The following is a 24,767-nucleotide window of genomic DNA, read 5'->3' as shown; positions in this document are numbered from 1 at the left end:
CGTGTTTGGTTTACTTCGGAGGACTTTCCGTTTTAGGCCCTGTTTCCAGAAATGAGCCCCAAAACAGCAGGCATCATTCTTACTTCTTGAGCTCCAGTTTATCCTTGTCATTGAAAGCGTCATAAGACGAAGTGATGACTTGCTCGCCGGGTTTAAGGCCTTCCAATACTTCATAGTATTCTGGGTTCTGACGGCCTAATCTGATGCTGCGTTTGGTGGCCACTTTGCCGGTTTCATCTAACACGTAGGCCCAGGCGCCGCCGGTGCTTTGATAGAAGCCGCCGCGCGGCAACAGAACCGCCGGGGAGGGGTCAGAGAGCTGCAATCTGATCTGGAGCGTCTGGCCGCGTCTGATGCCTTCGGGTACTTTGCCTATGAATTTCATGTCCACGGGGAAGCGGTCATTGTTTACCTCAGAATACACCAGGGAAATTTCCAGCGGATAAGATTGCCCATTGTAGGTGAAATTGCCACGCTGCCCGGCAAAAATGCGGCTCACGTAGTGTTGGTCCAGTTCGGCTTTTACCTTGAAACCGCTCAAGTCATCTATCTGCCCAATGACCTGACCGGCCTGCACCGGCGTACCCAACTCCACCTGTATAGAAGACAGCTGGCCCGAGATAGGGGCTTTAATGTACAGGTTTTTGAGGTTGTCTTCCATCATGCGCAGGTTTCGGCTGGTGCGGGCAATGGTAGTCTCCAGTTGGGCAATCTGCGTGCGGGCGTTGCTTTCCTCAAACTTCTGCGACTCCAGTTCAATAGTGCGTTCGGCTTTCAGGCGTTCATAGTCGCGTTTAAAGCCAAAGAATTCCTGCTGAGAAACGGCCTTAGATTCATAGAGGGCAATGTTGCGGTCGTACACGTCTTTGGCGGCATCTACCTGCGCGTTGAGCGTGGCCAAACGGCGTCTGAGGTTGAATTTATTTTGCTGTAATGTTAGTTTGGAGTTCTGCAGGTTGTTGATCAGGTCGTTCATGAGCGTTTCCTGGTTCATGAAATCCAGCACCAGGCGGTTGTTGGTGAGTTTTAGAATGGGGTCGCCTTTCTGCACGGGTTTGCCACCTTCCAGGAATTTCTGGTCTACCGTGCCGCCTTCCACCGCCGGAATTACAATGGTTTTAATGGGATGCACCGTGCCGTCAACGGGAATAAATTCCTGGAAAGTGCCCTGGCTCACGGTGGCCATGGTCAGCTTCTGACTTTCCACGTTCAGCCTGGAGCTGTTATCGGCGAAGCCGATGAAGTAGGTCAACAGTCCAAGGCCAGCGACAATGCCCAAAATGAGGGCTATTTTCTGCGGTGTCCAGCGTTTCTTCTCTATAAGGCGGTCCATAATTTGGGTCAAATGGCAATAATGGTAGCTGCAATGCCAATAGCTGTGCCAGGTTTATAACGTGTTGATTTACAGTGGTTATGAAAGATGAAGTTTAGCGAAGTGTGCGCCAGCGGACACTTTTATGTCCGGGCCCGAACGATGGACTGAACGGCGGTCATATTTCCGTTTTCGGCCTCGTTTCTGGAAATGAGCCCGAAAACGGAAAGTCAATTCATAGAATAAGTACCTTAAGTTGCGGTCTAATAACTCCAAATGCGATTAACCCACCCCTACCCCTCCCAAGAGGGGAATTCTTCCTTCTACTTTTGCAGATAATTCCCCTCTTGGGAGGGGTAGGGGTGGGTATGTGTATAAAAGCGTAAAATTCCAGCTCCTTGCCTTTGTTGGTGTTATCACCAACAAAGGCAGAGATCATGCGCCTTTGAATAACAGATTTGGAGAAGAGGTTGAGGGTTTGACGAATGACGTAAAACGAAGCCAAGAAAAATTATTTTGAAACTTTTGTTTCCAAACAAATGTATATACAATAAATGTACATACATTTGTTTGTTGCTTCGGCAGTAAATCAGAAACCGAAATCAATTTAAGAACTTAAAAACAGAAAATCATGGCCACTACCCAATGGATTGTAGACCCCACCCACTCAGAAGTGCAGTTCAAAGTGAAACACCTCATGATCACCACCGTGACCGGGTATTTCCAGACGTTCCACGTGACCGCTGAGACCGAAGACGAAACCTTCACCAGCGCCCGCAAGGTAACCTTTACCGCCGACGTGGACTCCATCAACACCAACAACGAGCAGCGCGACACGCACCTGAAATCAGGCGATTTCTTTGACGCCAGCGCGCACAGCCAACTCACCTTTGAGGGCACCAACTATGAGCAGAAAAGCGGCAGTGACTACCTGCTGCACGGCAACCTCACCATAAAAGGCGTGACCAAACCCGTGACCGTGAACGTGGAGTTCGGCGGAATTGTGGTGGACCCGTACGGCCAGACCAAAGCCGGTTTCACTGTGACCGGAAAAATCAGCCGTAAGGAATTTGGCCTGACTTGGAATGCCGTTACTGAAGCCGGTAGCGTAGTAGTAAGTGACGAGATAAAACTGCAGGCTGAAATTCAGTTAGTAAAGCAAGCCTAAGTTAGGCTACGTTTTGGGGCTCGTTTTCAGAAATGAGCCCCAAAACGGCAAAAGCTTCTCACGCTAGGTAAACTTACACTTCGTTCACTCTTCAATACTAACCGCATGCAAACAGAACGCTTCAACCCCGCAGAAAGAGGCCTGAAAGATTTGGGCTGGCTCAAAAGCAATTTCGTGTTCAGTTTCTCGAGCTACCAGAATCCGGTGCGGGCGGGGTTTGGCTTGCTGCGGGCGTTCAATGATGATGTGGTGCAACCAGATAACGGCTTCGGGCTGCATCCGCACGCCAACATGGAGATAATTTCTGTGATGCTGGCCGGATCCATGAGCCACATTGATTCCTTGGGCTTCAATGAAACGGTGCACAAAGACTGGGTGCAAATCATGAGCGCGGGCAGCGGCCTTCGGCACGAAGAACACAATGTAGGCCCAGACGAGGTTAATTTCCTGCAGATCTGGATTGAGCCGAAGCTGCAGAACATTTCGCCGCGTTACCAGCGCCGCCATTTCCCAGAGGAGCATCGCAAAAACCAATTGGTCACCATTGTAAGCCAGGAAGAAGGCACCGCGCATTGCTGGATCAACCAAAACGCGAAGCTGTCATTGGGTTATTTTGAGGCCGGACAAACGCTGCGTTATTCTTTTAACCCCGTGAACAAAGCGGTCTTTCTCTTTAACATCAGCGGCACGCTGCACGTGAACGGCGAAGAATTCAAAGACCGCGAGGCGCTGGGCATCTGGGAAACGGGCCAGCTAGATTTTACCTTTCCGCAAGAGAGCCGGTTCCTGGTCATTGAAACCCCTATCAACCATTAAGTTACATCGTCATGGAAAACAGAATTTTAGGCTTGCACCACATCACGGCCATTGCCGGGCCGGCCAAGAAAAACCTTGATTTCTACACCAAGATTCTGGGCCTGCGCCTGCTCAAGAAAACCGTGAATTTTGATGACCCCGGCACCTACCATTTGTATTACGGCGATGAAAAAGGCAGCGCAGGCACCATTCTTACGTTCTTCCCCTATGAAGGCGCCCGCCGCGGAAGCGCCGGTACCGGCATGGCCACCAACATCGGCTACTCGGTGCCCGACGGCAGCTTTGATTTCTGGATGAAACGCTTTGAAGAGCACAACGTGATTTACAACAAACCGTCAGAGAAGTTCGGGGAGAAGTACCTGACTTTTCTGGACCCAGACGGACTGAAGTTGGAATTGGTGATCACTAAAAACCCAGATTCCCGCACGCCCTGGACTACCGCAGAAGTGCCCGCCGAAGCAGCCACTAAAGGTTTCCACAGCGTGACGCTCACTTTACAAAACGTGCAGGCCACCGCCGCCATTTTAACCAATGTCTTCGGTTACACACTGCAGGAGAAAAGCGGCAACCGCTACCGTTATGTGACCGATGCCGTGGACCACGCCGCCATTATTGACCTGGTGGAATTGCCTAATGAAGCCAGAGGAATAGGCGGAGCCGGCACCAACCACCACATCGCGTTCCGGGTGAAAGACGAAGCCACGTTGATGGAATTTAGAACGAAAGTTATCGCCGCCGGTCACCACATCACCGAGAAAATCGACCGTAATTATTTCTATTCGCTTTATTTCAGAGAACCGGGCGGCGTGCTGTTTGAGATTGCCACTGACAACCCTGGCTTCGGGATTGACGAGGAGTGGGATCAGTTAGGCTCCAGTTTGCTCTTGCCGCCCCAGTATGAACCGCGCCGCGCCGCCATTGAAGCCGTGTTGCCGAAGCTGGATTAAAAAGTGCACGTCAGACGCAACGTATTGCGTCTCTACATCTGCTGATTCATACATTCTGTAGTACCATTAGAAAAGAACATGTACACGCATCAGAAAAACATTCTTAGTGCCGGTCGGCCCATTTCGCCAGAGAGCAAGGTGCTGGTAATGGTGCACGGCCGAGGCGCATCGGCGCAAAGCATTCTGGAGTTGTCCAACTATTTGCCGGTGCAGGAATTCGCCTTGGTAGCGCCGCAGGCCACGCAGCACAGCTGGTACCCGTACAGCTTTATGGCCCCTGCCGCCCAGAACCAACCCGCTCTGGATTCAGCTTTAGAAGTGTTAGCCGAAATGGTGAACAGCCTGGTAAGCCAGGGCGTGAAAACCGAGAACATCTACCTGTTGGGTTTCTCACAAGGCGCTTGTCTCACGTCTGAATTCGCGGCACGGAACGCCCAGCGCTACGGCGGTCTGTTCCTGTTTACCGGCGGCCTGATTGGGCAAGAGTTGGAGGAAAGTAACTACCAGGGAGATTTCGGCGGCACGCCTATTGTCATCACCACCGGCAACCCCGACCCGCACGTGCCCGTGAGCAGGGTAGAGGAAACCACGGCTATTCTGGAAAAACTTGGCGCCACCGTGACCCAGAAAATCTACCCAGGCCGCCCGCACACCATTCTTCAGGAAGAACTGGAACTGGCGAAGGAGATTCTATCTCAAGAAAGATCATAGATTTACCCCATTTGTCATCCTGAAAGGATCTTGTGGGCAAGCTAAAAAAGCGCCTGCTAAAGGCTCCAAAAATAAAATCATAAATCCCGTTTTGGGGCTCATTTTTAGAAATGAGCCCCAAAACGGGATTTATGATTAAACGAGGTCTATCTAGTTTGCCACCAAGATCCTTTCAGGATGACAAAGTGGGGAGAAGCGCAGCGAGATGGTGAGAGAGGAAAGAGATTTAGTAAGGTTGCAGCGGATAGAATAGAAGGTAGCAAAGCTGGTTTCTGCTCCATTTCCAGAAATGAGCCCGAAAACAGGAATTCCAGAAAACTCCCCTCTCCGTGGGAGAGGGGCTGGGGGTGAGGTGTTCACCACCGGACACTTTTTGTTCAACCGTGAACACCGGCATGTCACTGGAATTTGTAAATTCACCTCGCCAGCGGCCCTACATGGGTTTTCCCCTCTCTGGCACAGTTTAGGCGTACCCGTTCCCCAAACCCACCCAGACCCTGACCGCCGTGCAAGAAAATTTAGGCAAGATTCTGATCATAGATGACAACGAGGACATTCTGTTCTCGGCCAAGATGCTGCTGAAAAAGTATTCTCAGCAAGTATTGATTGAGAAAGACCCGCGCAAGATTCCGTTTCTGCTCAACCATGACACCTATGATCTGATTTTGCTGGACATGAACTTCAGCCAAGACACCACCAGCGGCAATGAAGGCTTTCAGTGGCTGAAGGAAATTTTAGCGCGTGACCCCAGCGCGGTGGTGATTATGATTACGGCCTTCGGGGATGTGGAAATGGCAGTGCGCGCGCTCAAAGAAGGCGCCACCGATTTTGTGCTTAAGCCCTGGCAGAACGAGAAACTGATTGCCACGCTTTCGGCGGCGGCCAAGCTCAAGAATTCCTACAAAGAGATTTCCACGCTCAAGAAAACCAACACGGCGCTGGCCTCGCAATTGAACCAGAGCGTGAATTTGGTCACCGGCAAGAGCCCCGCCATGCAACAACTTTTGCACCTGATGAACCGCGTAGCCAAAACCGATGCGGATGTGTTGCTCCTTGGCGAAAACGGCACCGGCAAAGAGGTCATTGCCAGAAGCCTGCACCAGCAATCTAACCGCGCCGACAAAGTCTTCATCTCCGTGGACATGGGCTCACTCACCGAAAGTCTGTTTGAAAGCGAGTTATTTGGGCATAAGAAAGGCGCGTTCACAGATGCCAAGGAAGACCGAATTGGTAGGTTTGAGATGGCGAATGGCGGCACTTTGTTCTTAGATGAAATCGGGAACCTGTCCATGGCCATGCAAGCCAAACTGCTCACCGTATTGCAGCGTCGCGAAGTCATAAGAGTAGGCACCGGCCAGCCCATTCCTATCAATGTGCGGTTGATTTGCGCTACCAACATGCCGCTGGCGCAAATGGTGGCGCAGGGCAGGTTTCGGCAAGATTTACTGTACCGCATTAACACCATAGAACTGCATTTACCGCCGCTCCGCGACCGCCAAGAAGATTTACCGCTGCTGGTAGACCATTTCCTGAAACGTTACGCGGGCAAGTACAAGCAGCCCGCTAAATCCTTGGCTCCGGCCGCGCTGGACCGCCTAAAACGCTATGACTGGCCCGGCAATATCAGGGAACTGGAACACGTGCTGGAGCGCGCCACCATTATCTCAGAAAACCACGTGCTGCAGCCGCAGGACTTTTTCTTCTTGCAAATGCAACAGCATTCTCAGCAACTGGAACCAGCGCTTCAAAGCCATAACCTGGACGAAGTGGAGAAGTCAACCGTCATGAAAGCCATGGGCAAGCATGACGGCAACATCTCCAAAGCGGCCAAAGAACTGGGACTGTCGCGCGCGTCTTTGTACAGAAGACTGGAGAAGTATGGGCTTTAAGAACTTCCGGTTTCAGGTGGTGCTGCGGGTGATTCTGCTGGTGCTGTCAGTGTTTCTATTTTTCCATTTCGATTTTAAGGCGGCGTTTTTGGCCACGCAGATGGCCATTGGCGTGCTAGTAGCCGTGCAGACTGTTGCGCTTATTCTGTTTGTGGAACGGAGCACCGAGCGGCTCACCAAATTCCTGAACACCATTAAGTATGATGATTTCTCTGAGGTGTTCACCGCGCGCGGCGAAGGAAAAGCTTTTGACGAGCTCTACGAGCGTTATAATGAAGTCATCAGGAAATTCCGGGATATCAGGTCTGAGAAAGAGGCTACCGCGCAGTATTTCCAGACCGTGGTGCAGCACATTGGCATTGGCATTCTCACGTTCAAGAAATCCGGCGAAATACAATTAATCAACAACGCCGCCAAGCGCCTGCTGCAGGTGCCGCACCTTTCCCACGTGGAACACTTGCGTTCTGAGGCTGCCGGTTTGGTGGAAGCGTTGCTGCAATTACCCGCCGGCCAAAGCACCGTTTTGCGCCTCAAGCACGGCAAAGAGCGCGTGCCGGTCTCGGTGTTTGTGGTGGATTTGGTCTTGCGCGGCGAGGACTTCCGGTTGGCTTCTATCCAGAACATTCAGCGCGAACTGGAGGAGAAAGAGATGGAAGCCTGGCAGAACCTGATACGTGTGCTCACCCATGAAATCATGAATTCTGTGACGCCCATTTCGTCTTTAGCGGGCAGCGTGGCCGCTGATGTGCAGGATTACCTGGAAGCGCAACCCGGTGAACAAATCTTACTGGCCCGCGAGGAAACCGAAGACATGGGCATGGCGCTGCAGACCATTGAGCGTCGCAGCCAGGGTTTGGTCCGGTTTGTCCATGACTTTAGAAGCCTGGCCCGGGTGCCGGTGCCTAAGAAACAGTTCTTCTCTGTTGACCAAATGCTGCGGCAGTTGCAGACTTTGTTCCAGGAAGAATTCACCCAACAAAATATCCTGTTCCTGATTAATTGCCAGCCTGAAACCTTGCAAGTCTTGGCCGACCGTGAACTGCTGGAACAAGTATTGATTAATCTTTTAAGAAACGCCATCCACGCCTTGGCAGACCAGCAAAACAAAGTCCTGCAACTGGAGGCCTTCACAGATTCAGACAGCCGCGTGGTGTTGCAAGTCTCAGACAACGGCAGCGGCATTTCTGAGGAAGCGCTGGAGCAGATTTTCCTTCCGTTTTACACCACTAAGGCCACGGGCACCGGCATTGGGTTGAGTTTGTCAAGGCAGATTATGCGGTTGCACAAGGGCTCGTTGACGGTGAGTTCTGAGTTGGGTCAGGGCACCACGTTTACCTTGCGTTTTTAGCCTCGTTTCTGGAAATGAAGCCAAAAACGGAAACGAACTTGGCGAGTGTATCTTGGGCTAAACTTTTTTTCGAAATTGAAACTGTAAAGAGTTACCCAACCGCGCTGCCCTTGCAGTGTGTTTTCACCAACAAGCGGGGCGGTTCCTGCCCGTAGTTTCTAGGGCTAACTCTTATGCATTGGCAGTATTGCTTGCTGGCCCCTAGAAACACCAAAAAGGGCACAGGTACTTGTTTCTCTTTTAGGAGACAGGTTCTATCGTTTTCGGTTTACTATAATAGCTCTTACTAAAAACGTTCTTTTTTAAAGTCTGCCGCATTTCTTGGTTATGACGATTTCTTTTTTCCGTTTTTGGCTTCGTTTCCAGAAATGAGCCCGAAAACAGAAAAGACATTCCAGAGATTTCGTCAAAAATTTCCATTTACAGGTAATAACAACCCATTCCTTAACAAACTTTAACAAGTAGTTTTTCGGGCAGAAGTGTATCTTTCAGGGGAAAAGCTTTTGTCATGCCTGCTCGTCTTTCTGTTTGCCTTCTTTTTACTTTTTTGCTGCTGGCGTTTGGGTGGCCTACTTCAACGGTACAAGCACAGGCCAACGGCATTGGCAGCGTATCGGGCACGGTGATAGACGGGCAGACCAAGCAGCCTTTGGGCTTTGCCACGGTGTTTATTGCCCAGACCACGTACGGTACCAATTCAGCAGAGAACGGCACTTTTAAACTGATAGGTTTGCCGCCGGGCAGCCATGAGTTGGTGGTGTCTTTTCTGGGTTATGAAACGCTCACGCACCAAATCACGCTGCAGGCCGGCCAGCAACTGAGCTTCAGGTTTGAATTGATGCCCAAGGCCAACGCGCTGCAGGAAGTAGTGATCAGACCAGACCCCAACTGGCGTAACAACTACCAGGTGTTCTTCAAGAATTTCATTGGGCAGACGCCAAACGCCGCCAAGACCACCATTGTCAACGCAGAAGTCCTCAAGTTTAACTTTGATGCCAAAGCCAATGTCTTAACCGCCGATGCCTCCAAGCCGCTCATCATTGAAAGCAAGGCGCTGGGCTACCGGCTGCATTTTCTGCTGGAAGATTTCAAGGCAGACTTTAAGACGGGGCAGGTTTTTCATATGGGTTTTCCGCGGTTTGAGGAGATGAAACCCGGCAGCCAGGCGCAGCAGAAACGGTGGGCTTCGGCGCGGCTCAAGGCCTACAACGGCTCCATGATGCATTTCCTGCGGGCCTTGCACGCCCAGAATCTGGAGGCCGAAGGCTTTCAGGTGCGGCGCCTCCAGCGGCTCCCTAATCCGCACCGGCCCCCGCAAGAAGAGATTCAGGCAGGGTTGAAACGGTGGCGGAACAAAAGCAACGGTACTATCGTCCTCAATGCCAACGCCACCGGCCCCGAAGACAGCCTGCAGTACTGGTCCCGCATGGCGCGGCTTGACAAGACAGTGACGTATCTCTACAAAGAACCGGTGCCGTACACCAACATCCTTCGGCCAGACACTGCCGCCGGAAGAATGCGGGTGCAGTTCCCAGATTTCCTGAACGTGGTGTATGGGCGGGAGAAAGAGGAAATGAGCTTTGTGAACCAGGGGCCGTTGAGCCAGCGCCGGGCGCCTTCATTTCAAACCTCACTGCTCACGCTGGTGGAGCCCTTCACGTACCTTGACCCCGCCGGAATGCTGCTGAACCCTTACTCGCATTTGGTGGAAGGCTACTGGGCCTGGGAGAAACTGGCCGAGATGTTACCCTTAGACTATCAGCCTCTTACCCCAGTCAAGTAAAAGGAGTAGTTGGGCATGCCGGGCGCTGCCGAAATAATACAACTCTTTCAGAAGCAGCGGGCAAAAACCGGTTATATATTTTGAATTTTTTTAGGAAGAGGCAATTTTTTCTTTTTATATTCGGTAAACCAAGTTGAATCTGCGCAGGCGTAAGCTATCACCCTCTCTCACCTATCAGATAAAGCAAGGCTATTTTCTGTGTCATGTGCTCAAAGCCCCCCGTTTCAGCCACAAGACAGCCTTTTATATATAAAAATTAATATGTTTTGCCATGCTGCCTTTAAAAAAGGGCAACCCACTATAATACAAAATTCATAATTTATTTTCCATCTCTTACGCTCCCCACTTATGCGCATTTCTACCTCTTACAGAGCTTGGCCTCTCATGGCTTTGGCGTTCTTCTATTTCCAAACCGTGGCACGGGGTCAGGAAGCGCCCGTTAAGTTTGGGAAAGTGACCGAAGAAGAAGTCAAGATGACCGTCTATGACAAAGACACCAGCGCCGTGGCGGTGGTGCTGGCAGATTACGGCCGTTCCTATTTTAACTATGTGCAAGACTTTCAGGTGAATTTTGAGCGCGTAACCCGCATCAAAATCCTGAAGAAGGGTGGTTATGACTGGGCCAACTTTGTGGTGCCGTATTACCAGAAGGTGAACAGCGGCAAAGAAGTGGTGAGCAGCATTAAAGGCGTTACCTATAACATGGAGAACGGCAAAATGGTGAAAGTGAAAATGGACGACAAAGCCATTTTTGACGAAAAGGAAACCGCCAACTGGTCTAACAAGAAATTCACCCTGCCCGCTGTCAAAGAAGGTTCTGTGATTGAGATAACGTACACCATTGCCTCAGATTTCCTGTTCAACCTGCGTGACTGGCGCTTTCAATACCCCATTCCGGTAGTGCACAGTGAATACCGTGCCGCCATTCCAGAGTATTTTGAGTACAAGCAGATGCCCCAGGGCTATGAGTCGTTTGCGGTGAAAGAGGCTGTGCCAAGTACTATGAACTTCACGGTACGTTGGAGCGCTTCCTTTGATTTAGATTCTAAAAGCTATACAAATGGCCGTACCTCTGGTGGCGCCGAAAACATCACGGCCCGGTCTGTCAACCATCGCTGGGTCATGAAAGATGTGCCCGCCATCACGCCAGAGGCCCACATCACCACCATCCAGGACTATCTTTCTAAGATTGAGTTTGAGCTGGAGTGGGTGCGGTACCCAAATTCTATACCTAAGCGCTTTGCCGGTAACTGGAGCACCCTTTCTGAGGAACTCATGCGCGACGAGAGCTTTGGCTTGCAGCTGAACCGCACCGGTTTCTTCAAAAACGAAGTGGCCGCCTTGCAGACCATTCCAGACACCTTGGCCCGCCTGAACGCCATCTATGAGTTTGTGAAGAAATCTGTGAAATGGAACGGGCAGGGCGGCAAGTACGTGACCAATTCCCTGCGCAAAGCCTTTGACACCAAAACGGGAAACGTGGCAGACATCAACCTCATGCTGGTGGCCATGCTGCGCGATGCCGGGTTTGAGGCCCACCCGGTGATCATCAGTACCCGTGACAATGGCCGCGTGCCGTACACGCCGGTGCTGTCCAGGTTCAACTACGTGATTGCCTACGCGCAGGTGGGCAACCGCCGCATTCTCATGGATGCCACAGACCCGCTGGTGCCGCTGGGCTTGCTGCCCAAGCACTGCCTCAATGACAAAGGCTGGATCGTAGATCAAAAAGGCGGCGACTGGGTTTCGCTGAACATGAATGACAAAGCCACTGAGTTGGTGAATGCAGATTTGCAGGTGTCGGCTTCTGGGGTATTGAGCGGCAAAGTATCACAATCTTCCAGCGGGCTGTGGGGCGTGAACATGAGACGCAACGTGTTAGACGCCGGCGAGCAGAAATACCTGGAGAAACTGGTGAACAGCCAGAACCAAATGGAGCGCAAGAAGCCGGTATTACAGAACCTGAAAGAACTGCACAAGCCCATCAGTCTGGAGTATGAAGTGGCCAGCGCCGGTGACGCCCAGGCCAAAGACATCATCTACCTGAACCCCATGCTGCTGAAAGCCCAGCAAGACAACCCGTTCAAGCACGCGGGCCGCAAATACCCCGTTGATTTCGCCCACGCCATGGAAGAAGTGTACCTGTGCAACTTCACCATACCAGAAGGCTACGCGGTAGAGGAGATGCCCAAAGGCATGATCCTGACCTTGCCTGAGAACGGCGGCAAGTTCACCTACATGCTGCAGGTGAACGGCAACAAAATTCAGGTCATGAGCAAATTAACCATCTCCAAGCCTGTGTTCTACGCCGAGGAATATGAGTTCCTGAAGCAGTTCTACACCCAGGTGGTGGCCAAGCACGCCGAGCAGATTGTGCTCAAGAAAAAAGGATAATCCCGTTTTTGACCTCCATTTCTGAAACGTATGAAAAACTGGATAGCAATTGTGTGCCTGGGCGCATTGACCCGACTGTCGGCGTGGGCCAATGAACCGGCCTATACCGCCTTAACCATCAAGTCTTCCCTTTCTAAAGGCGCAGACGCAGTGATCAGGGCAGAGGAAACCGTGTTTACGGTGCATTCCCCCAAATCTGCCTCTGAGAAAGTGCGCCGGGTGGTGGCTGTGATGAATGCAGACGGCAAACGGCACGCCAGGGCAGTAGTGTACTATGACAAATTGAGCAAAGTAGACTATATCAAAGCCACGGTCTATGACATGCTCGGGAAAAAGGTAAAGGCCCTAAAAAACTCAGATATCAAGGATGAAAGTGCCAACGGCGATGACATTGGCGACAACCGGGTGAAAGTGGCGGATTTGACCTATACCGCTTATCCGTACACGGTGGAGTATGAGTACCAGACTACCACCAGCAACATGCTGTTCTATCCTTTCTGGAGCCCCATTGACGCAGAGAAATTATCAGTGGAGGAAGCCTCATTCAAGGTAATCATGCCGGCGGGCCTGGCCCTGCGTTACAAAGAACAGCTCATGCCAGAGAAAGCCAGCGTTACCCAGGTAGGCAGCCAACAAGTGTACACCTGGCAGGTAAAAGATCTGGCTCCCTATGAGGAAGAACCCTTAGGGCCAGACCTCTGGGACATGGTGCCCGCCGTGAAAACCGCCCCCAGCAATTTTGAGGTGGAAGCCTACGCCGGTACTATGGATTCCTGGGAGTCTTTGGGGAAATTCTACAGCAAACTGAACATGGACCGCGGGCACCTGCCCGAGCAGACCAAGCAGCAGATTCTGGCGCTGACCAAGAACATCACAGACCCCAAAGAAAAAGTGAAGGCGGTGTACCAGTTCATGCAGAACAAAACGCGCTACGTGTCCATTCAGTTGGGTATAGGGGGCTGGCAGCCGTTTGAAGCCTCTTTGGTAGACAGCAAAGGCTACGGAGACTGCAAGGCCCTGAGTAATTATACCAAGTCCTTACTGGAGGTTATTGACATCCCAAGCCACTACGCTATTATCTACGGCGGGAAAGACAACCGGCCTATGATGAAAAACTTCCCTAGCAACCAGTTCAACCACGTGATTTTGTGTGTGCCCATGGCCAAAGACACCGTTTGGCTAGAGTGTACTAGCCAGACAGATGATGCCGGTTACACCGGTTCTTTCACCGGCGACCGCTATTCCTTGCTGGTAACCCCAGAGGGCGGTAAATTGGTGCCCACTCCCAGGTTTGCCGCCTTAGACAACAAACAACTTCGCTCTGTACAGGTGAAATTGAACGCCCAGGGCTCTGGTACCGGTGAAGCCTTCACTCAGTACCAAGGCATTCAGCACGAAGAGCACAACCAGGTAATCCTGAACTACAAACCCGAGGACCAGCTTAAATGGCTTTACAAAAACACCCAGATTCCGGCCTTTGAGATCAAGAAGTACTCCTTGGAGAAAGTGAAAGACCAACCCGAAGTTAAGGAAAAACTGCAGCTGGATTTGCCCCGCGTAGCCTCGGCCACGGGCAAGCGCCTGTTCATTACGCCCAACCTCATGAACCGCTGGGACCACGTGCCCGCCATGAAGGAAAATCGCACCCAAGATGTGATCTGGCCTTTGTCTTTCCATGACGTAGACTCCGTGGAATATGAGATTCCGGCGGGCTACAAGCCCGAGAGCGTGCCGCAGCCCTCTAAAATTGCCTCCGCCTTTGGCGAATACCAGGCCCAGGTGCAGATCAAAGGCAACAAACTGGTGTACGTGCGCCAGCTCACCATGCACAAAGGCCGCTATGAGCCCGCCACGTACAAAGCCCTGGTGGAATTCTTGAAGCAAGTTTCGCGCGCTGACCAGCAGCAGGTAGTATTGGCGGCCACCACCATCTAAGAAATTCCTCCGTTTTCGGGCTCATTTCCAGAAATGAGCCCGAAAACGGATTTTTTTATTTCTCCAGAAACCCCTTAAAGTAAACGCAATAGGCGCTGTTTTGCCTTTCGCTCAACGTGTGTTTTCCAGCCGGTTCCTTATTTTCAATATTACCTTTCCATGCTTTCCTTTTACCAACGCGCCTTTTTTTGCTGTCTAGTGTTTGCCTTGGCCTTGCCCCTGAGCGGTTGGGCCAAAGAAGACCCGTTTAAACTGGGCAAAGTCACAGAGGCCCAGCTGAAGATGACGGTCTATGACAAAGACACCAGCGCCGCCGCTGTGGTGCTGCATGACCAGGGCGAGTCCTCTTTTCTGTTCACGCGCGGGACCCAGGTGCTTTTCAAACGCATCATGCGCATCAAGATCCTGAAGAAAAGCGGGCTGGACCAGGCAGACATTGTGATTCCTTTTTACAAGAAAAGCTTTGAGAGCAAAGAGGAAGTCTTGAACCTGAAGGGCTTCACCTACAACCTGGAAGGCGGCAAGGTAGTGAAGGTGAAGCTGGAGGAGCAGGCCATTTTTGAGGAAAAGCAAGACGTGAACTGGTACGCCAAGAAACTGACCATGCCCAACGTGAAAGTGGGGTCGGTGATTGAGGTGGCCTATGAAATCAAATCAGATTTTATTGAGAACCTGCGCGAATGGGAGTTCCAGAGCACCATACCCGTGCTTTGGAGCGAATACCAGGTGAACATGGTGCCTTTCTTTGAGTACACACCCCTGACCACGGGCTTCAACCAGTTCCACATAAAAGACGCCAAAGTAGTGAATGTAACCACTGCCATAGCCTGGGAAGAGAAAGTAGGCTATCTCAATGAAGAGAAAAGAGGTAGTATGAGCATGCAGGTGGTGGAGTACCGTTGGGTCATGAAAGACTTGCCGGCCTTTGTGCAGGAACCCTACCTGGGCAGCATGGGCGACTACCTCTCCAAAATGGAGTTCATGCTCACCAAAATTCAGTACCCAGACCAGGAGCCCCGCTACATGGCCGGCAACTGGGAAGGCCTGGCCAGAGAACTTCAGAAAGAAGAACAGTTTGGCGGACAGCTTTTGAGCACGCCGTTCCTGCAGAAAACTGCCGCCACCCTGGTGGCCAATGCGCCAGACAACCTGACTAAGGTAAAGACAATTCTGGCGTACGTGCAGAAGCAGATGGACTGGGACGGCAAAAACCGGGTTTTCTCTGAGAACCTCAAAAAAGCGCATGACAAAGGCACGGGTTCTTCGGCAGATATTAACTTGCTGTTGACGGCGCTGCTGCGCGAAGGGGGCGTAGACGCCAAGCCCATGCTGGTCAGTACGCGGCAGCACGGCAAGCCGGTCACCCAATCTCCCATGCTCAGCAAGTTCAACTATGTCATCAGCCACGTAACGGTGGAAGGCACGTCTTATCTGCTGGATGCCACAGATGCCAGTCTGCCGTTTGGTATGCTGCCTTTCAGGTGCCTCAATGAGCAGGGGTGGGTGGTAGAGATGCCCGCCGGCAAATGGGTGCCCCTCAAAAACAGCGAGCGGAACGCCCAGGTGGTGGCCGCCCAGATAGAAATCAAACCCACCGGTGAACTGGCAGGCGCCTTTGAAGATTCTTACCACGGCATGGTTGCCCTGCAGATGCGCTCTGCCATTAATGAAAACGGGCAGGACAGCTACACCAAAAAGTTCACAGAGACCGGCCGTGACTACCAGCGCCAGGCGCTCAGCATCCAGAACCTGGAGAACCTGCAGGAACCGCTCAAAACCAAATACACCCTCAACAAGGCAGGTGATAGCCAGCCCGCGCAACTCATCTATCTGTCACCAATGCTGTCACACACGGTGGGAGACAACCCGTTTAAAATTGCCGAGCGCCTGTACCCGGTAGATTTCGCCACGCCGGTAGATGAAGTGTACACCTTTTCTTACAAGATTCCGGAAGGCTATGCGGTAGAGGAACTGCCCAAATCCACCACCTTGACGTTGGCGCAGAACTCGGCTAAGTTTACCTATGTGGTGCAGGAAACCAACGGGAAAATTGAAGTCTTGAGCCGGCTCAGCATCAACAAAGCCATGTTCTCGCCCCAGGAATACGCCAACCTCCGCGAACTCTACAGCCGCCTGGTGGCCAAGCACGCCGAGAAAATCGTCCTCAAGAAAAAATCCTAAGTCTCCGTTTTCGGGCCCGTTTCCAGAAATGAGCCCGAAAACGGATTTTTCCTTTCTCACCTCGTTATTAAATTCCCCCCGCATGAAGCAATGCCGTTCTTATTTCCTTTGGGTAGTACTGGTGCTGTGTATGGCCGCGCCGCGCATTGGTTGGGCCCAGACCGAGCCGTTCAAACTAGGCAAAGTCACAGAAGCCGAGCTGAAGATGACCGTCTATGACAAAGATACCAGCGCCGCCGCCGTGGTGCTGCATGACCAGGGCGAAACCTCTTTTCTGCTGGCGCACGGCACACAGGTGCAGTTCAAGCGAGTCATGCGCATAAAAATCTTGAAGAAGCAGGGCTTGGGAGAAGCAAACATGGAGATTCTGTTCCATAAGTTTCACGCCAAGCGCAAAGAAACCATAACAGACCTGCAGGCCTTCACCACCAACCTTGACAACGGGAAAATTGTACGCACCAAATTAGAGGACAAGGCAATCTTTGAGGAAAAGGTAAACCAAGTGCTCTACCGCAAGAAAATGACGCTGCCCAAGGTCAAGGTTGGCTCAGTGCTGGAAATTGCCTACACGCTCAAATCAGATTTTATCTACAGCCTGCCGGAGTGGCGGTTCCAGAGCCATATACCCGTGGCCTGGAGTGAGTACAAAGTGAAGATGATACCGTACCTGACCTACCGCCAGGTGTACACCGGTACTTTTCCTTTTCATATAAAAGAAGCCTCACAGGGGACCCAACGAACCATTTCTGGCACCATGCAGGATCCTTTGGGCACCGCCGTGTTCAACGTTACGCAGTACCGTTGGGTCATGACCCACGTGCCTGCCGTGGTAGAGGAGCCGTTTGTGGGCACCATGACAGATTATCTGGCTAAAATGGAGTTTGAGCTGGTCACCATTGAATACCCTAATGAGAAACCTGACTTCATTACCGCCAGTTGGGAAGATTTAACCAATACCCTTCTGAAGGATGAAACTATTGGCGGGCAAGTACAGGAAACCTCTTTTCTGAAGAAAACGGCAGATTCTTTGGCGGCGCATCTCCCGGACACCCTGCAGAAAATGCATGCCCTCTATACTTATGTGCAGCGGCACATAACCTGGGACCAGAGTTACCAAGTCATGGCCGATGGCATCAAGGAAGCCCTGAAAAGCCAGAAAGGGTCATCGGCGGACATTAACCTGCTGCTGGTGGCCTACCTGAAAGAAGCCGGCCTTAACGCCAGCCCCATGTTGGTAAGCACCCGCGACCACGGGCTGCCCGTGACCGTTTCGCCCATGTTCTCCAAGTTCAACTCGGTGCTGGCCTATGTAAAAATTGGCGGGAAGCAGTACGCCCTTGATGCCACTGACAAAACCCTGGCGCCGGGTGGGCTGGCTCTGCCGTATTTAAACGGGCAAGGGTGGGTTTTGAAAGCACCGGCCGGGGAGTGGGTGCCGCTGTTGGGGGTAGAGAAAAACCTGCAATTGGTCTCTGGCAAGTTAGAGATAAAGCCTACCGGCGAAATTACGGGGTCTCTGGTAGAGAATTTCCAGGGTCTGTCGGCGCACCGGCACCGCGCCGCCCTCCAGGAGTTAGGCAAAGAACCGTACCTGAAAAAGCTTGCGCTACAACAGGCTGGCTGGGAAACCAATGATTGGCAGGTGCTGAACCAAGACAGCCTGCAGGCTCCCTTTCAGACCAAATACACGCTTCACAAAGCCGGCGAGGCGCAGCCCGCAGACATTCTGTACCTCAACCCCATGCTTACCTTCGGCCTGGGCCAAAATCCCCTGAGGCAAGTCACCCGGCAACACCCCGTGGATCTGGCCAGCCCGGCCGAGGAGTCTCATGTCCTGATTTATACCTTGCCCGCCGGGTACCAGGTAGAGGCCCTGCCCGAGCCTGCTACCATCAGCTTGCCCGGCAACACCGCCAAATTCAGTTATCAGGTTCAAATGGTTGGGCTACAGTTGCAGGTCATGAGCCGCCTAAGCATCAACAAAGCCATGTTCTCGCCCCAGGAATACACCAACCTCCGCGAATTTTACAACCGCCTGGTAGCCAAGCATGCCGAGAAAATTGTCCTCAAAAAGAAATCCTAAGTTTCCGTTTTCGGGCTCATTTCCAGAATTGAGCCCGAAAACAGGAATGTGAACAAGAGAATTTCTGGGCTGCGTCTTTACTTTCAGAGACAAACTGCGTATGCCCGTAGGCCTGCCTCAGCCGCTCACTAACCTGGATGCGCGGGTTTCGCTTTCACGTCGTTTTTATGCATCTCAATTATTGGAAAGGTCTTTTGCTGTTGTTTGGTTTTCTGTGGGCCAACGCCGCCAGCTCCCAGCCAGACAACAGGAACTTTTGGTTTCAGTACACCGGCACGTACTGGGCCAGCCCCGCCTGGGCCGCCGCCGTCACGCTGCAGTACCGCACCTATGAACCGCTCAAGAACCCGCGGGTGGGCTTTGTGGGCGCCGAGCTGCAACACCATTTCAAAGACGCCCCGGTTTCTTTGGCAGGCGGCTACGCGCATTTGTTTAACCGAAATTTCGCTACGGCAGAGGAAACCACCCACAGCCAGGAAAAACGCCTGTACCAGCAAATTGCAGTTCGGCAGAACTTCTGGAAAATAGGCGTCATGCACCGCTATCAGGTAGAAGAGCGCTGGCTGGAGACAGAATACCACACCCGGCTCCGGTACTCCATAGCGCTACGCATGCCGCTTCGCTTTCACAAACTTCAGGAAAACGCGCCGCTCTACGGCATTCTCCGCAACGAAATACGCGTGATTGTGCGCGACCAACCCTTTGACAGCAACCGCATTGCCGCCGGCCTGGGCTACACCTTCCACAAACACCTCACCCTGGAAGGCATGTGGATGTCACAGCTGGCCAGCGCCGGCAATCGGCAGCACTTCGCCATGTTTGTGCTGCGGCATGACTTCGGGAAGATGGCAGAAGATTGAGTTTGGTGATGGGTTCGTTTTTGCCCTCGTTTCCGGAAATGAAGCCGAAAACGGAAAATTACCTCAAAGCAAAAGCCCGTCACCTGCAAAGGCAACGGGCTTTTTCTGATTTCGTCGGAATGGCAGGATTCGAACCTGCGACCTCCAGCACCCCATGCTGGCGCGATACCAGGCTACGCTACATCCCGATTATTGGTACCGCTGCAAAGTAAAGCAAAAATCAGGTTTCAGGAAAGTGCCCGGCACAAAAATCATGGCCAGAATTTCACCACCGCCTTTCTGTTTTCGGCTTCATTTCCGGAAACGAGGCCGAAAACGGAAATTACTCTGTTTCCTCGGTCTGCAGTTGGCGTTCATACAGGGCGCGGTACAGGCCGTCGTGGTCGCGCATCAATTCCGCATGGCTGCCGTTCTGTACCACCACGCCATCGTCTAAAACTAAAATACGGTTGGCCAGTTTCACAGAACTCACGCGGTGCGAAATGATGATAGACGTCCGGTTGGCCATCACGCGGTGCAGGCTGTTCAGAATGGCATTCTCCGTTTTGGTGTCTACCGCCGAAAGCGAATCATCCAGAATCAGAATCTTCGGTTCACGGGCCAAGGCGCGGGCGATGGAGACGCGCTGCTTCTGCCCGCCCGAAAGCGTGATGCCGCGCTCGCCCAACACGGTGTCAAACTTCTGCGGGAAGTGCATGATGTTCTCGTACACGTCGGCGTCTTTGGCGGCCTGCAGCATTTTCTCCTCGGGCAAAGCATCTACCCCAAACCCGATGTTGTTTCTAATGGAATCTGAGAACAGAAACACGTCCTGCGGCACGTACCCAATCTGGCTCCGTAGGTTGGTAATTTTGTAGTTGCGTATGTCTTCGCCATCCACTAGAATCTGGCCACCGGTGGCGTCATACAAACGGCAAATCAGCGCGGCAATGGTGCTTTTACCCGAGCCGGTGTTGCCAATCACCGCCAGCGTCTCGCCAGGATTAATGGTGAAAGAAAGTTTCTTCAAGGCATGGATGCCGGTGTCTGGGTAGGTGAAATCCACGTTGTCAAACACAATGGCGCCCTGAATGTCCTTCTCCAGGTTCTGCTGCGAAATAATATCCGTCTTCGTGTTCAGGAATTCATTGATGCGTTGCTGAGAGGCGGCGGCGCGTTGTACCAGAGAAGTGGTCCAGCCCAGCGCAGTCACGGGCCAGGTAAGCATGTTCACGTAAATCAAAAATTCGGCAATTACGCCGGGGGTAATGCTGCCGTTGATCACTTCCTTGCCGCCCAACCACACCGTGATAATAGTGCTCAAGCCAATCAAGAACAAAATCAACGGAAAGAACAGCGAGTTCACGAAGTTGAGCTCCAATGATTTGTCTTTGTAGGTGTCACTAGCTTTGGTGAAATTGGCGTGCGAATCCTGTTCCCGCACAAACGATTTCAGCACCCGTATCCCCGAAAACGCTTCCTGCACAAACGTGGTAATCCCGCTCAAACTCTTCTGAATCTGGTCACTTTTCCGCTCAATGATGTTGTTCACGTAGTAAATGCTCACGCTCAAGATAGGCAGCGGCAACAGCGTGTAAATGGTCAACTTCACGTTTACGCTCAGCATGTACGGAATCACCATCAGGAACAGCACCAGCAGGTTGACGCCGTACATAATGGCCGGCCCCAGGTACATGCGCACGCGGCTCACGTCTTCAGAAATGCGCGCCATCAGGTCACCGGTGTTGTTGCGGCGGTAGAAACTCAGCGGCAAGGTCTGGTAGTGCGCGTAGATTTCGTTTTTGAGGTCGTTCTCAATGTGGCGGCTCATGACAATGATGGTCTGCCGCATCAGGAACAGGAAAATGCCCCGCAGGAGCGCCATCAGCACAATCACGGCCCCGTAAAACAAGGTGCTGCGCGCGAAGGAATCATAGACGCGTTCCTGCTGCGTGAAGCCCTCGTGGAGTTGGTACATGGTGATGCCCTCGCGCACCAGGTCAAAGGCGTGCCGCACCACCTGCGCCGGAATAATGGCGAAGATGTTGGACACAATCACAAACACAATTCCCCAGAAAAACCGGAATTTATATTTGAGCAGGTATTTATTTAAGTATTTGAGCGATTTCACAGGCTGGCTTTAGAGGAAATACGTACTAACACTTGTTAGGATTTTCCTTGGCGATTGAAAAATATAACCTTATTTTTGAAACAAAATTACCAAATCGGCTCCCATTTCCACCGGAAATTACAGCTGGTTGTCAAATTAAAAAGCAAACATGGTTGAAGTAACTGAAATAACGAAAAATCCGGAGTCCACGGTGTTCGGACAGATAAGTGAATACCAGCACGAGCAAGTGGTGTTCTGCCATGACCACGAAACGGGTTTGAAAGCCATCATCGGTGTGCACAACACCGTTCTGGGCCCAGCCTTAGGCGGCACCCGCATGTGGACCTATGCCTCTGAGGCCGAAGCGCTGCGCGATGTGTTGCGGCTTTCGCGCGGTATGACCTTTAAATCTGCCATCTCCGGCTTGAACTTGGGCGGCGGAAAAGCGGTCATCATTGGCGATTCAAAGAAAGACAAGACCGAGGCCATGATGCGCAAGTTCGGGCGTTTTGTGAACAACCTCAACGGCAAGTACATCACCGCCGAAGACATGGGCATGACCACCCAGGATATGGCCTACATCGGGATGGAAACCAAATACGTCGCGGGCCTGCCAGAATCACAGGGCGGAAGCGGCGATCCTTCTCCGGTAACGGCCTACGGCACTTATATGGGCATGAAAGCCGCCGCCAAAAAAGCGTACGGCAATGACAGCCTGGCCGGAAAGAAAATATCGGTGCAAGGCACGGGTCACGTGGGCGGATATCTGATTGACTACCTGGCTAAAGAAAACGCCCAGCTGTTCATCACTGACATTGACCAGGAACGCCTGCAGCGTATTGCCGCTAATACTGGCGCTACCGTGGTTGGCCTGGATGAAATCTATGACTTGGACGTGGACATCTACTCGCCTTGCGCCATGGGTGCCACCATCAATGACAACACGCTCAACCGCCTGAAATGCCAGGTGATTGCCGGTTGCGCCAACAACCAATTGCAGGACGAGAACATTCATGGCCCAGCTTTGGTACAGAAAGGTATGGTCTACGCGCCAGATTTCTTGATTAACGCCGGCGGCATCATCAACGTGTATTCAGAAGTGAAGCACCTGAACCGCGAGTGGGCCATGCAGCAAACCGAGCAGATTTACACCACCACCGGCAACATCCTGGCCAAAGCAGAAGCCGACGGCACGCACCCACAGAAAGCCGCCACGCAACTGGCTCAGAAGCGCATTGATGACATGGCCAAGATTAAGCAGACGTATTAGACCTCACCCCCGGCCCCTCTCCCACGGAGAGGGGAGTGACTAGTAAGTGAATGCGTTTCCGGTTCGGTTTGCAAAGACTGGGCTGGAAGCGCATTTTTTTTTACCACCCCCAGCCCCTCCTAGAACAGGAGGGGAGTTCTCTGGAATGCGAGGTGGCAGGAGAGAGCAATGCGAGGGAGACAAGGCGGTGCCTGGTCTCTATATTATTTTCCGTTTTGGGCTTCATTTCTAGTTTAGAGCCTAAAAACAATAACCGCCCGCAGGGTGAGGAAGGAATTTATGCGGCTCAAGCAGCAAATGCAGCAACCGGCCGACCTTGTGCAGGGCAGCCTTGGCTGTTTCCCGGAGCATGGGAGGGAGCAGCAGTGGCTTTATGAAATGGTAGTGGCGTAAGTTAGCAATGAAACGGATCACCTTTGCCAGGTGCAAAACGTTGAAGCCTCACTGTCTGAGCGGCAGCGAGTTTGAGGCTTCTTGATTCTTTTGGTTACTTTTCTTATCAAGAAGAAAAGTGACAAACCTGGGAGGCGAAGTAGCAAAGAGGGAATTAAGGGAAAAGGTTTTGGGTGGTAGCTGCCATCTAACAATGTATCTTCGTTAGATCCTTCGACAGGTTCAGGATGACCGCCTTCACCGCCGTAAACCCCCGGCAAGGCAAATAAACCAAAACCCATTTGCTTCTTGGGTGCTAAGTTCGGACCTTTGCGGCAGAATTGGCAGCAAGCCCTGCAGCAGACACGCACCGCACGTAGAAGCCAACTTTTATCCGTATTTTTTCGTTCACCACGTTCTTTCCGTACGCCCATGCTCAACCGCAGAATTCTAAGAATCAAAGCCATGCAAGCCATTTACGCCTATGTGCAGGCCGAGGGCTCTGATTACCAGTTAGCCTTAGATTTGATCGCGGACCGGTTCGCGCCAGATTTGATGGCCGCAGAGGTGCAGGACCGCAAAAAACTGGAAGGGCAGAAGCAGATTGCCAGCCTCATGTTCAAGGAATGGTACAAAACCCGTCAGTTTGACACCGAGGAGAAAGACCGCGAAATCTTAGACGTGGCCCAGGCCGCCGTCAACTTCTACCAGAACTCACTCAAGAAAGACCTCAAATACTTCGGGGCGCAGATGATTTCTGCCGCCGAGGAAATCTATGACCGCTATTTGCTGACACTATTAGTGGCCCAGGAATTGGTGCACCAGATTGAAGGCGAGGAGCAGAAAGCCGCCACCCGGTTCACCGAGCGCAAAGACGTGAACTTGCGCAAGCTGCTGGATAACAAAGCTTTGCAGAAATTATTGGGCAACAAGTTCCTGGAGCAGCGCGTGATCAGGAGAAACCTGAGCTGGGCCGGTGAGCAGCAGGTCATCCAGAATATTTACAAAAACAACCTCAAGAAAGACGAGGAAGTGCAGGCCTACCTAGAGATTCTGGAGCCCAACTACGAGCAGGACCATGAACTGCTTCGCCATATCTTTAAAAACGTTATCTTTAAGGACGAGAACCTGCAGGCCCTGTTTGAGGAGAAAGACTTGAACTGGGTAGAGAACCGCTCCGTGGTGAAGAACCTGGTGAACAAATCCATCAAAATGCTGGAAGAAAGCACCGATGAAAACCTGGCGCTGCTGGACCTCTCGGCCAGCTGGGACGATGACAAGGCGTTCTTTGAAGAACTCTACCATGAAACCCTGCGGGAAGACGAAAAATACGAGGCCATGATCTCTGACAGCGTGCAGAACTGGGACGTGGAACGCGTGGCGCAACTAGACAAAATCATTTTGAAAATGGCGCTCTGCGAGATGCACACCTTTAGGAGCATACCCGTGAAAGTGTCTATCAACGAGTATATTGACATTTCTAAAGTGTACAGTACGCCCAAGAGCAAGCAGTTTGTAAATGGCGTGCTGGACAAGTTGAGCCAGGAATTAATGGCTAGCGGCGCCATCCGGAAATCTGGCCGAGGCTTGCTGGACAACAAATAATTGG

General features: G+C 52.1%; 16 protein-coding genes and 1 tRNA gene. 14 read left to right on the top strand and 3 right to left on the bottom strand.

Annotated elements, in window-relative coordinates:
* Nucleotides 1–79: 79 nt before the first annotated feature.
* The gene (locus tag IMY23_RS12755) at nt 80–1,333 is read right to left on the bottom strand and encodes an efflux RND transporter periplasmic adaptor subunit (protein ID WP_192822454.1); all 1,254 of its coding nucleotides are present in this window, start codon (nt 1,331–1,333) and stop codon (nt 80–82) included.
* 610 nt (nt 1,334–1,943) lie between these two features.
* Between IMY23_RS12755 and IMY23_RS12750 the strand changes: the two genes are divergently transcribed.
* The 12 genes from IMY23_RS12750 (at nt 1,944) to IMY23_RS12695 (ending at nt 19,427) form a co-directional block, all read left to right on the top strand.
* Nucleotides 1,944–2,480 (top strand): YceI family protein, encoded by a 537-nt coding sequence (locus tag IMY23_RS12750; RefSeq protein ID WP_192822453.1) that lies wholly within the window; start codon nt 1,944–1,946, stop codon nt 2,478–2,480.
* A 105-nt stretch (nt 2,481–2,585) separates the two neighbouring features.
* A complete protein-coding gene (locus IMY23_RS12745; protein WP_192822452.1) occupies nt 2,586–3,296 on the top strand; it encodes a pirin family protein in 711 nt (236 codons plus the stop codon).
* An 11-nt stretch (nt 3,297–3,307) separates the two neighbouring features.
* Nucleotides 3,308–4,243, top strand: a complete 936-nt coding sequence (locus tag IMY23_RS12740; RefSeq protein WP_192822451.1) for a ring-cleaving dioxygenase — start codon at nt 3,308–3,310, stop codon at nt 4,241–4,243.
* A 78-nt stretch (nt 4,244–4,321) separates the two neighbouring features.
* Complete coding sequence (locus IMY23_RS12735) at nt 4,322–4,954, top strand: alpha/beta hydrolase (protein WP_192822450.1); 633 nt, start codon at nt 4,322–4,324, stop codon at nt 4,952–4,954.
* 506 nt (nt 4,955–5,460) lie between these two features.
* The gene (locus IMY23_RS12730) at nt 5,461–6,843 is read left to right on the top strand and encodes a sigma-54 dependent transcriptional regulator (RefSeq protein ID WP_192822449.1); all 1,383 of its coding nucleotides are present in this window, start codon (nt 5,461–5,463) and stop codon (nt 6,841–6,843) included.
* Nucleotides 6,833–8,191 carry a PAS domain-containing sensor histidine kinase gene (locus IMY23_RS12725; protein ID WP_192822448.1) on the top strand — a complete coding sequence of 453 codons (1,359 nt, stop codon included), beginning with the start codon at nt 6,833–6,835 and terminating at the stop codon, nt 8,189–8,191. The genes IMY23_RS12730 and IMY23_RS12725 overlap by 11 nt, the downstream gene beginning before the upstream one ends.
* A 508-nt stretch (nt 8,192–8,699) precedes the next feature.
* Nucleotides 8,700–9,974, top strand: coding sequence for a carboxypeptidase-like regulatory domain-containing protein (locus tag IMY23_RS12720; RefSeq protein WP_192822447.1), 1,275 nt, complete (start codon nt 8,700–8,702; stop codon nt 9,972–9,974).
* Between the two features lie 348 nt (nt 9,975–10,322).
* Nucleotides 10,323–12,368: a DUF3857 domain-containing protein gene (locus tag IMY23_RS12715; RefSeq protein WP_192822446.1), complete on the top strand. Its 2,046-nt coding sequence runs from the start codon at nt 10,323–10,325 to the stop codon at nt 12,366–12,368.
* Nucleotides 12,369–12,398: 30 nt separating this feature from the next.
* Nucleotides 12,399–14,303 carry a DUF3857 domain-containing protein gene (locus IMY23_RS12710; protein ID WP_192822445.1) on the top strand — a complete coding sequence of 635 codons (1,905 nt, stop codon included), beginning with the start codon at nt 12,399–12,401 and terminating at the stop codon, nt 14,301–14,303.
* A gap of 159 nt (nt 14,304–14,462) precedes the next feature.
* Nucleotides 14,463–16,484, top strand: a complete 2,022-nt coding sequence (locus tag IMY23_RS12705) for a DUF3857 domain-containing protein (protein WP_192822444.1) — start codon at nt 14,463–14,465, stop codon at nt 16,482–16,484.
* A gap of 82 nt (nt 16,485–16,566) precedes the next feature.
* Nucleotides 16,567–18,567 carry a DUF3857 domain-containing protein gene (locus IMY23_RS12700; RefSeq protein WP_192822443.1) on the top strand — a complete coding sequence of 667 codons (2,001 nt, stop codon included), beginning with the start codon at nt 16,567–16,569 and terminating at the stop codon, nt 18,565–18,567.
* Nucleotides 18,568–18,734: 167 nt separating this feature from the next.
* Nucleotides 18,735–19,427 carry a DUF2490 domain-containing protein gene (locus tag IMY23_RS12695; RefSeq protein ID WP_192822442.1) on the top strand — a complete coding sequence of 231 codons (693 nt, stop codon included), beginning with the start codon at nt 18,735–18,737 and terminating at the stop codon, nt 19,425–19,427.
* A 114-nt stretch (nt 19,428–19,541) separates the two neighbouring features.
* On the opposite strand, the gene IMY23_RS12690 is transcribed toward IMY23_RS12695, so the two are convergent.
* Nucleotides 19,542–19,615: transfer RNA gene (locus IMY23_RS12690), tRNA-Pro, on the bottom strand.
* Between the two features lie 134 nt (nt 19,616–19,749).
* Nucleotides 19,750–21,537, bottom strand: coding sequence for an ABC transporter ATP-binding protein (locus tag IMY23_RS12685; protein WP_192822441.1), 1,788 nt, complete (start codon nt 21,535–21,537; stop codon nt 19,750–19,752).
* A gap of 148 nt (nt 21,538–21,685) precedes the next feature.
* Between IMY23_RS12685 and IMY23_RS12680 the strand changes: the two genes are divergently transcribed.
* Together IMY23_RS12680 and nusB are read left to right on the top strand one after the other, a co-directional pair.
* The gene (locus tag IMY23_RS12680; protein ID WP_192822440.1) at nt 21,686–22,786 is read left to right on the top strand and encodes a Glu/Leu/Phe/Val dehydrogenase; all 1,101 of its coding nucleotides are present in this window, start codon (nt 21,686–21,688) and stop codon (nt 22,784–22,786) included.
* A gap of 804 nt (nt 22,787–23,590) precedes the next feature.
* A complete protein-coding gene (nusB, locus tag IMY23_RS12675; RefSeq protein ID WP_192822439.1) occupies nt 23,591–24,763 on the top strand; it encodes a transcription antitermination factor NusB in 1,173 nt (390 codons plus the stop codon).
* Nucleotides 24,764–24,767: the final 4 nt, after the last annotated feature.

This window comes from Rufibacter sp. LB8, from assembly GCF_014876185.1.
Lineage (GTDB): Bacteria > Bacteroidota > Bacteroidia > Cytophagales > Hymenobacteraceae > Nibribacter.
This window is presented reverse-complemented; position numbering and strand designations above follow the sequence as displayed.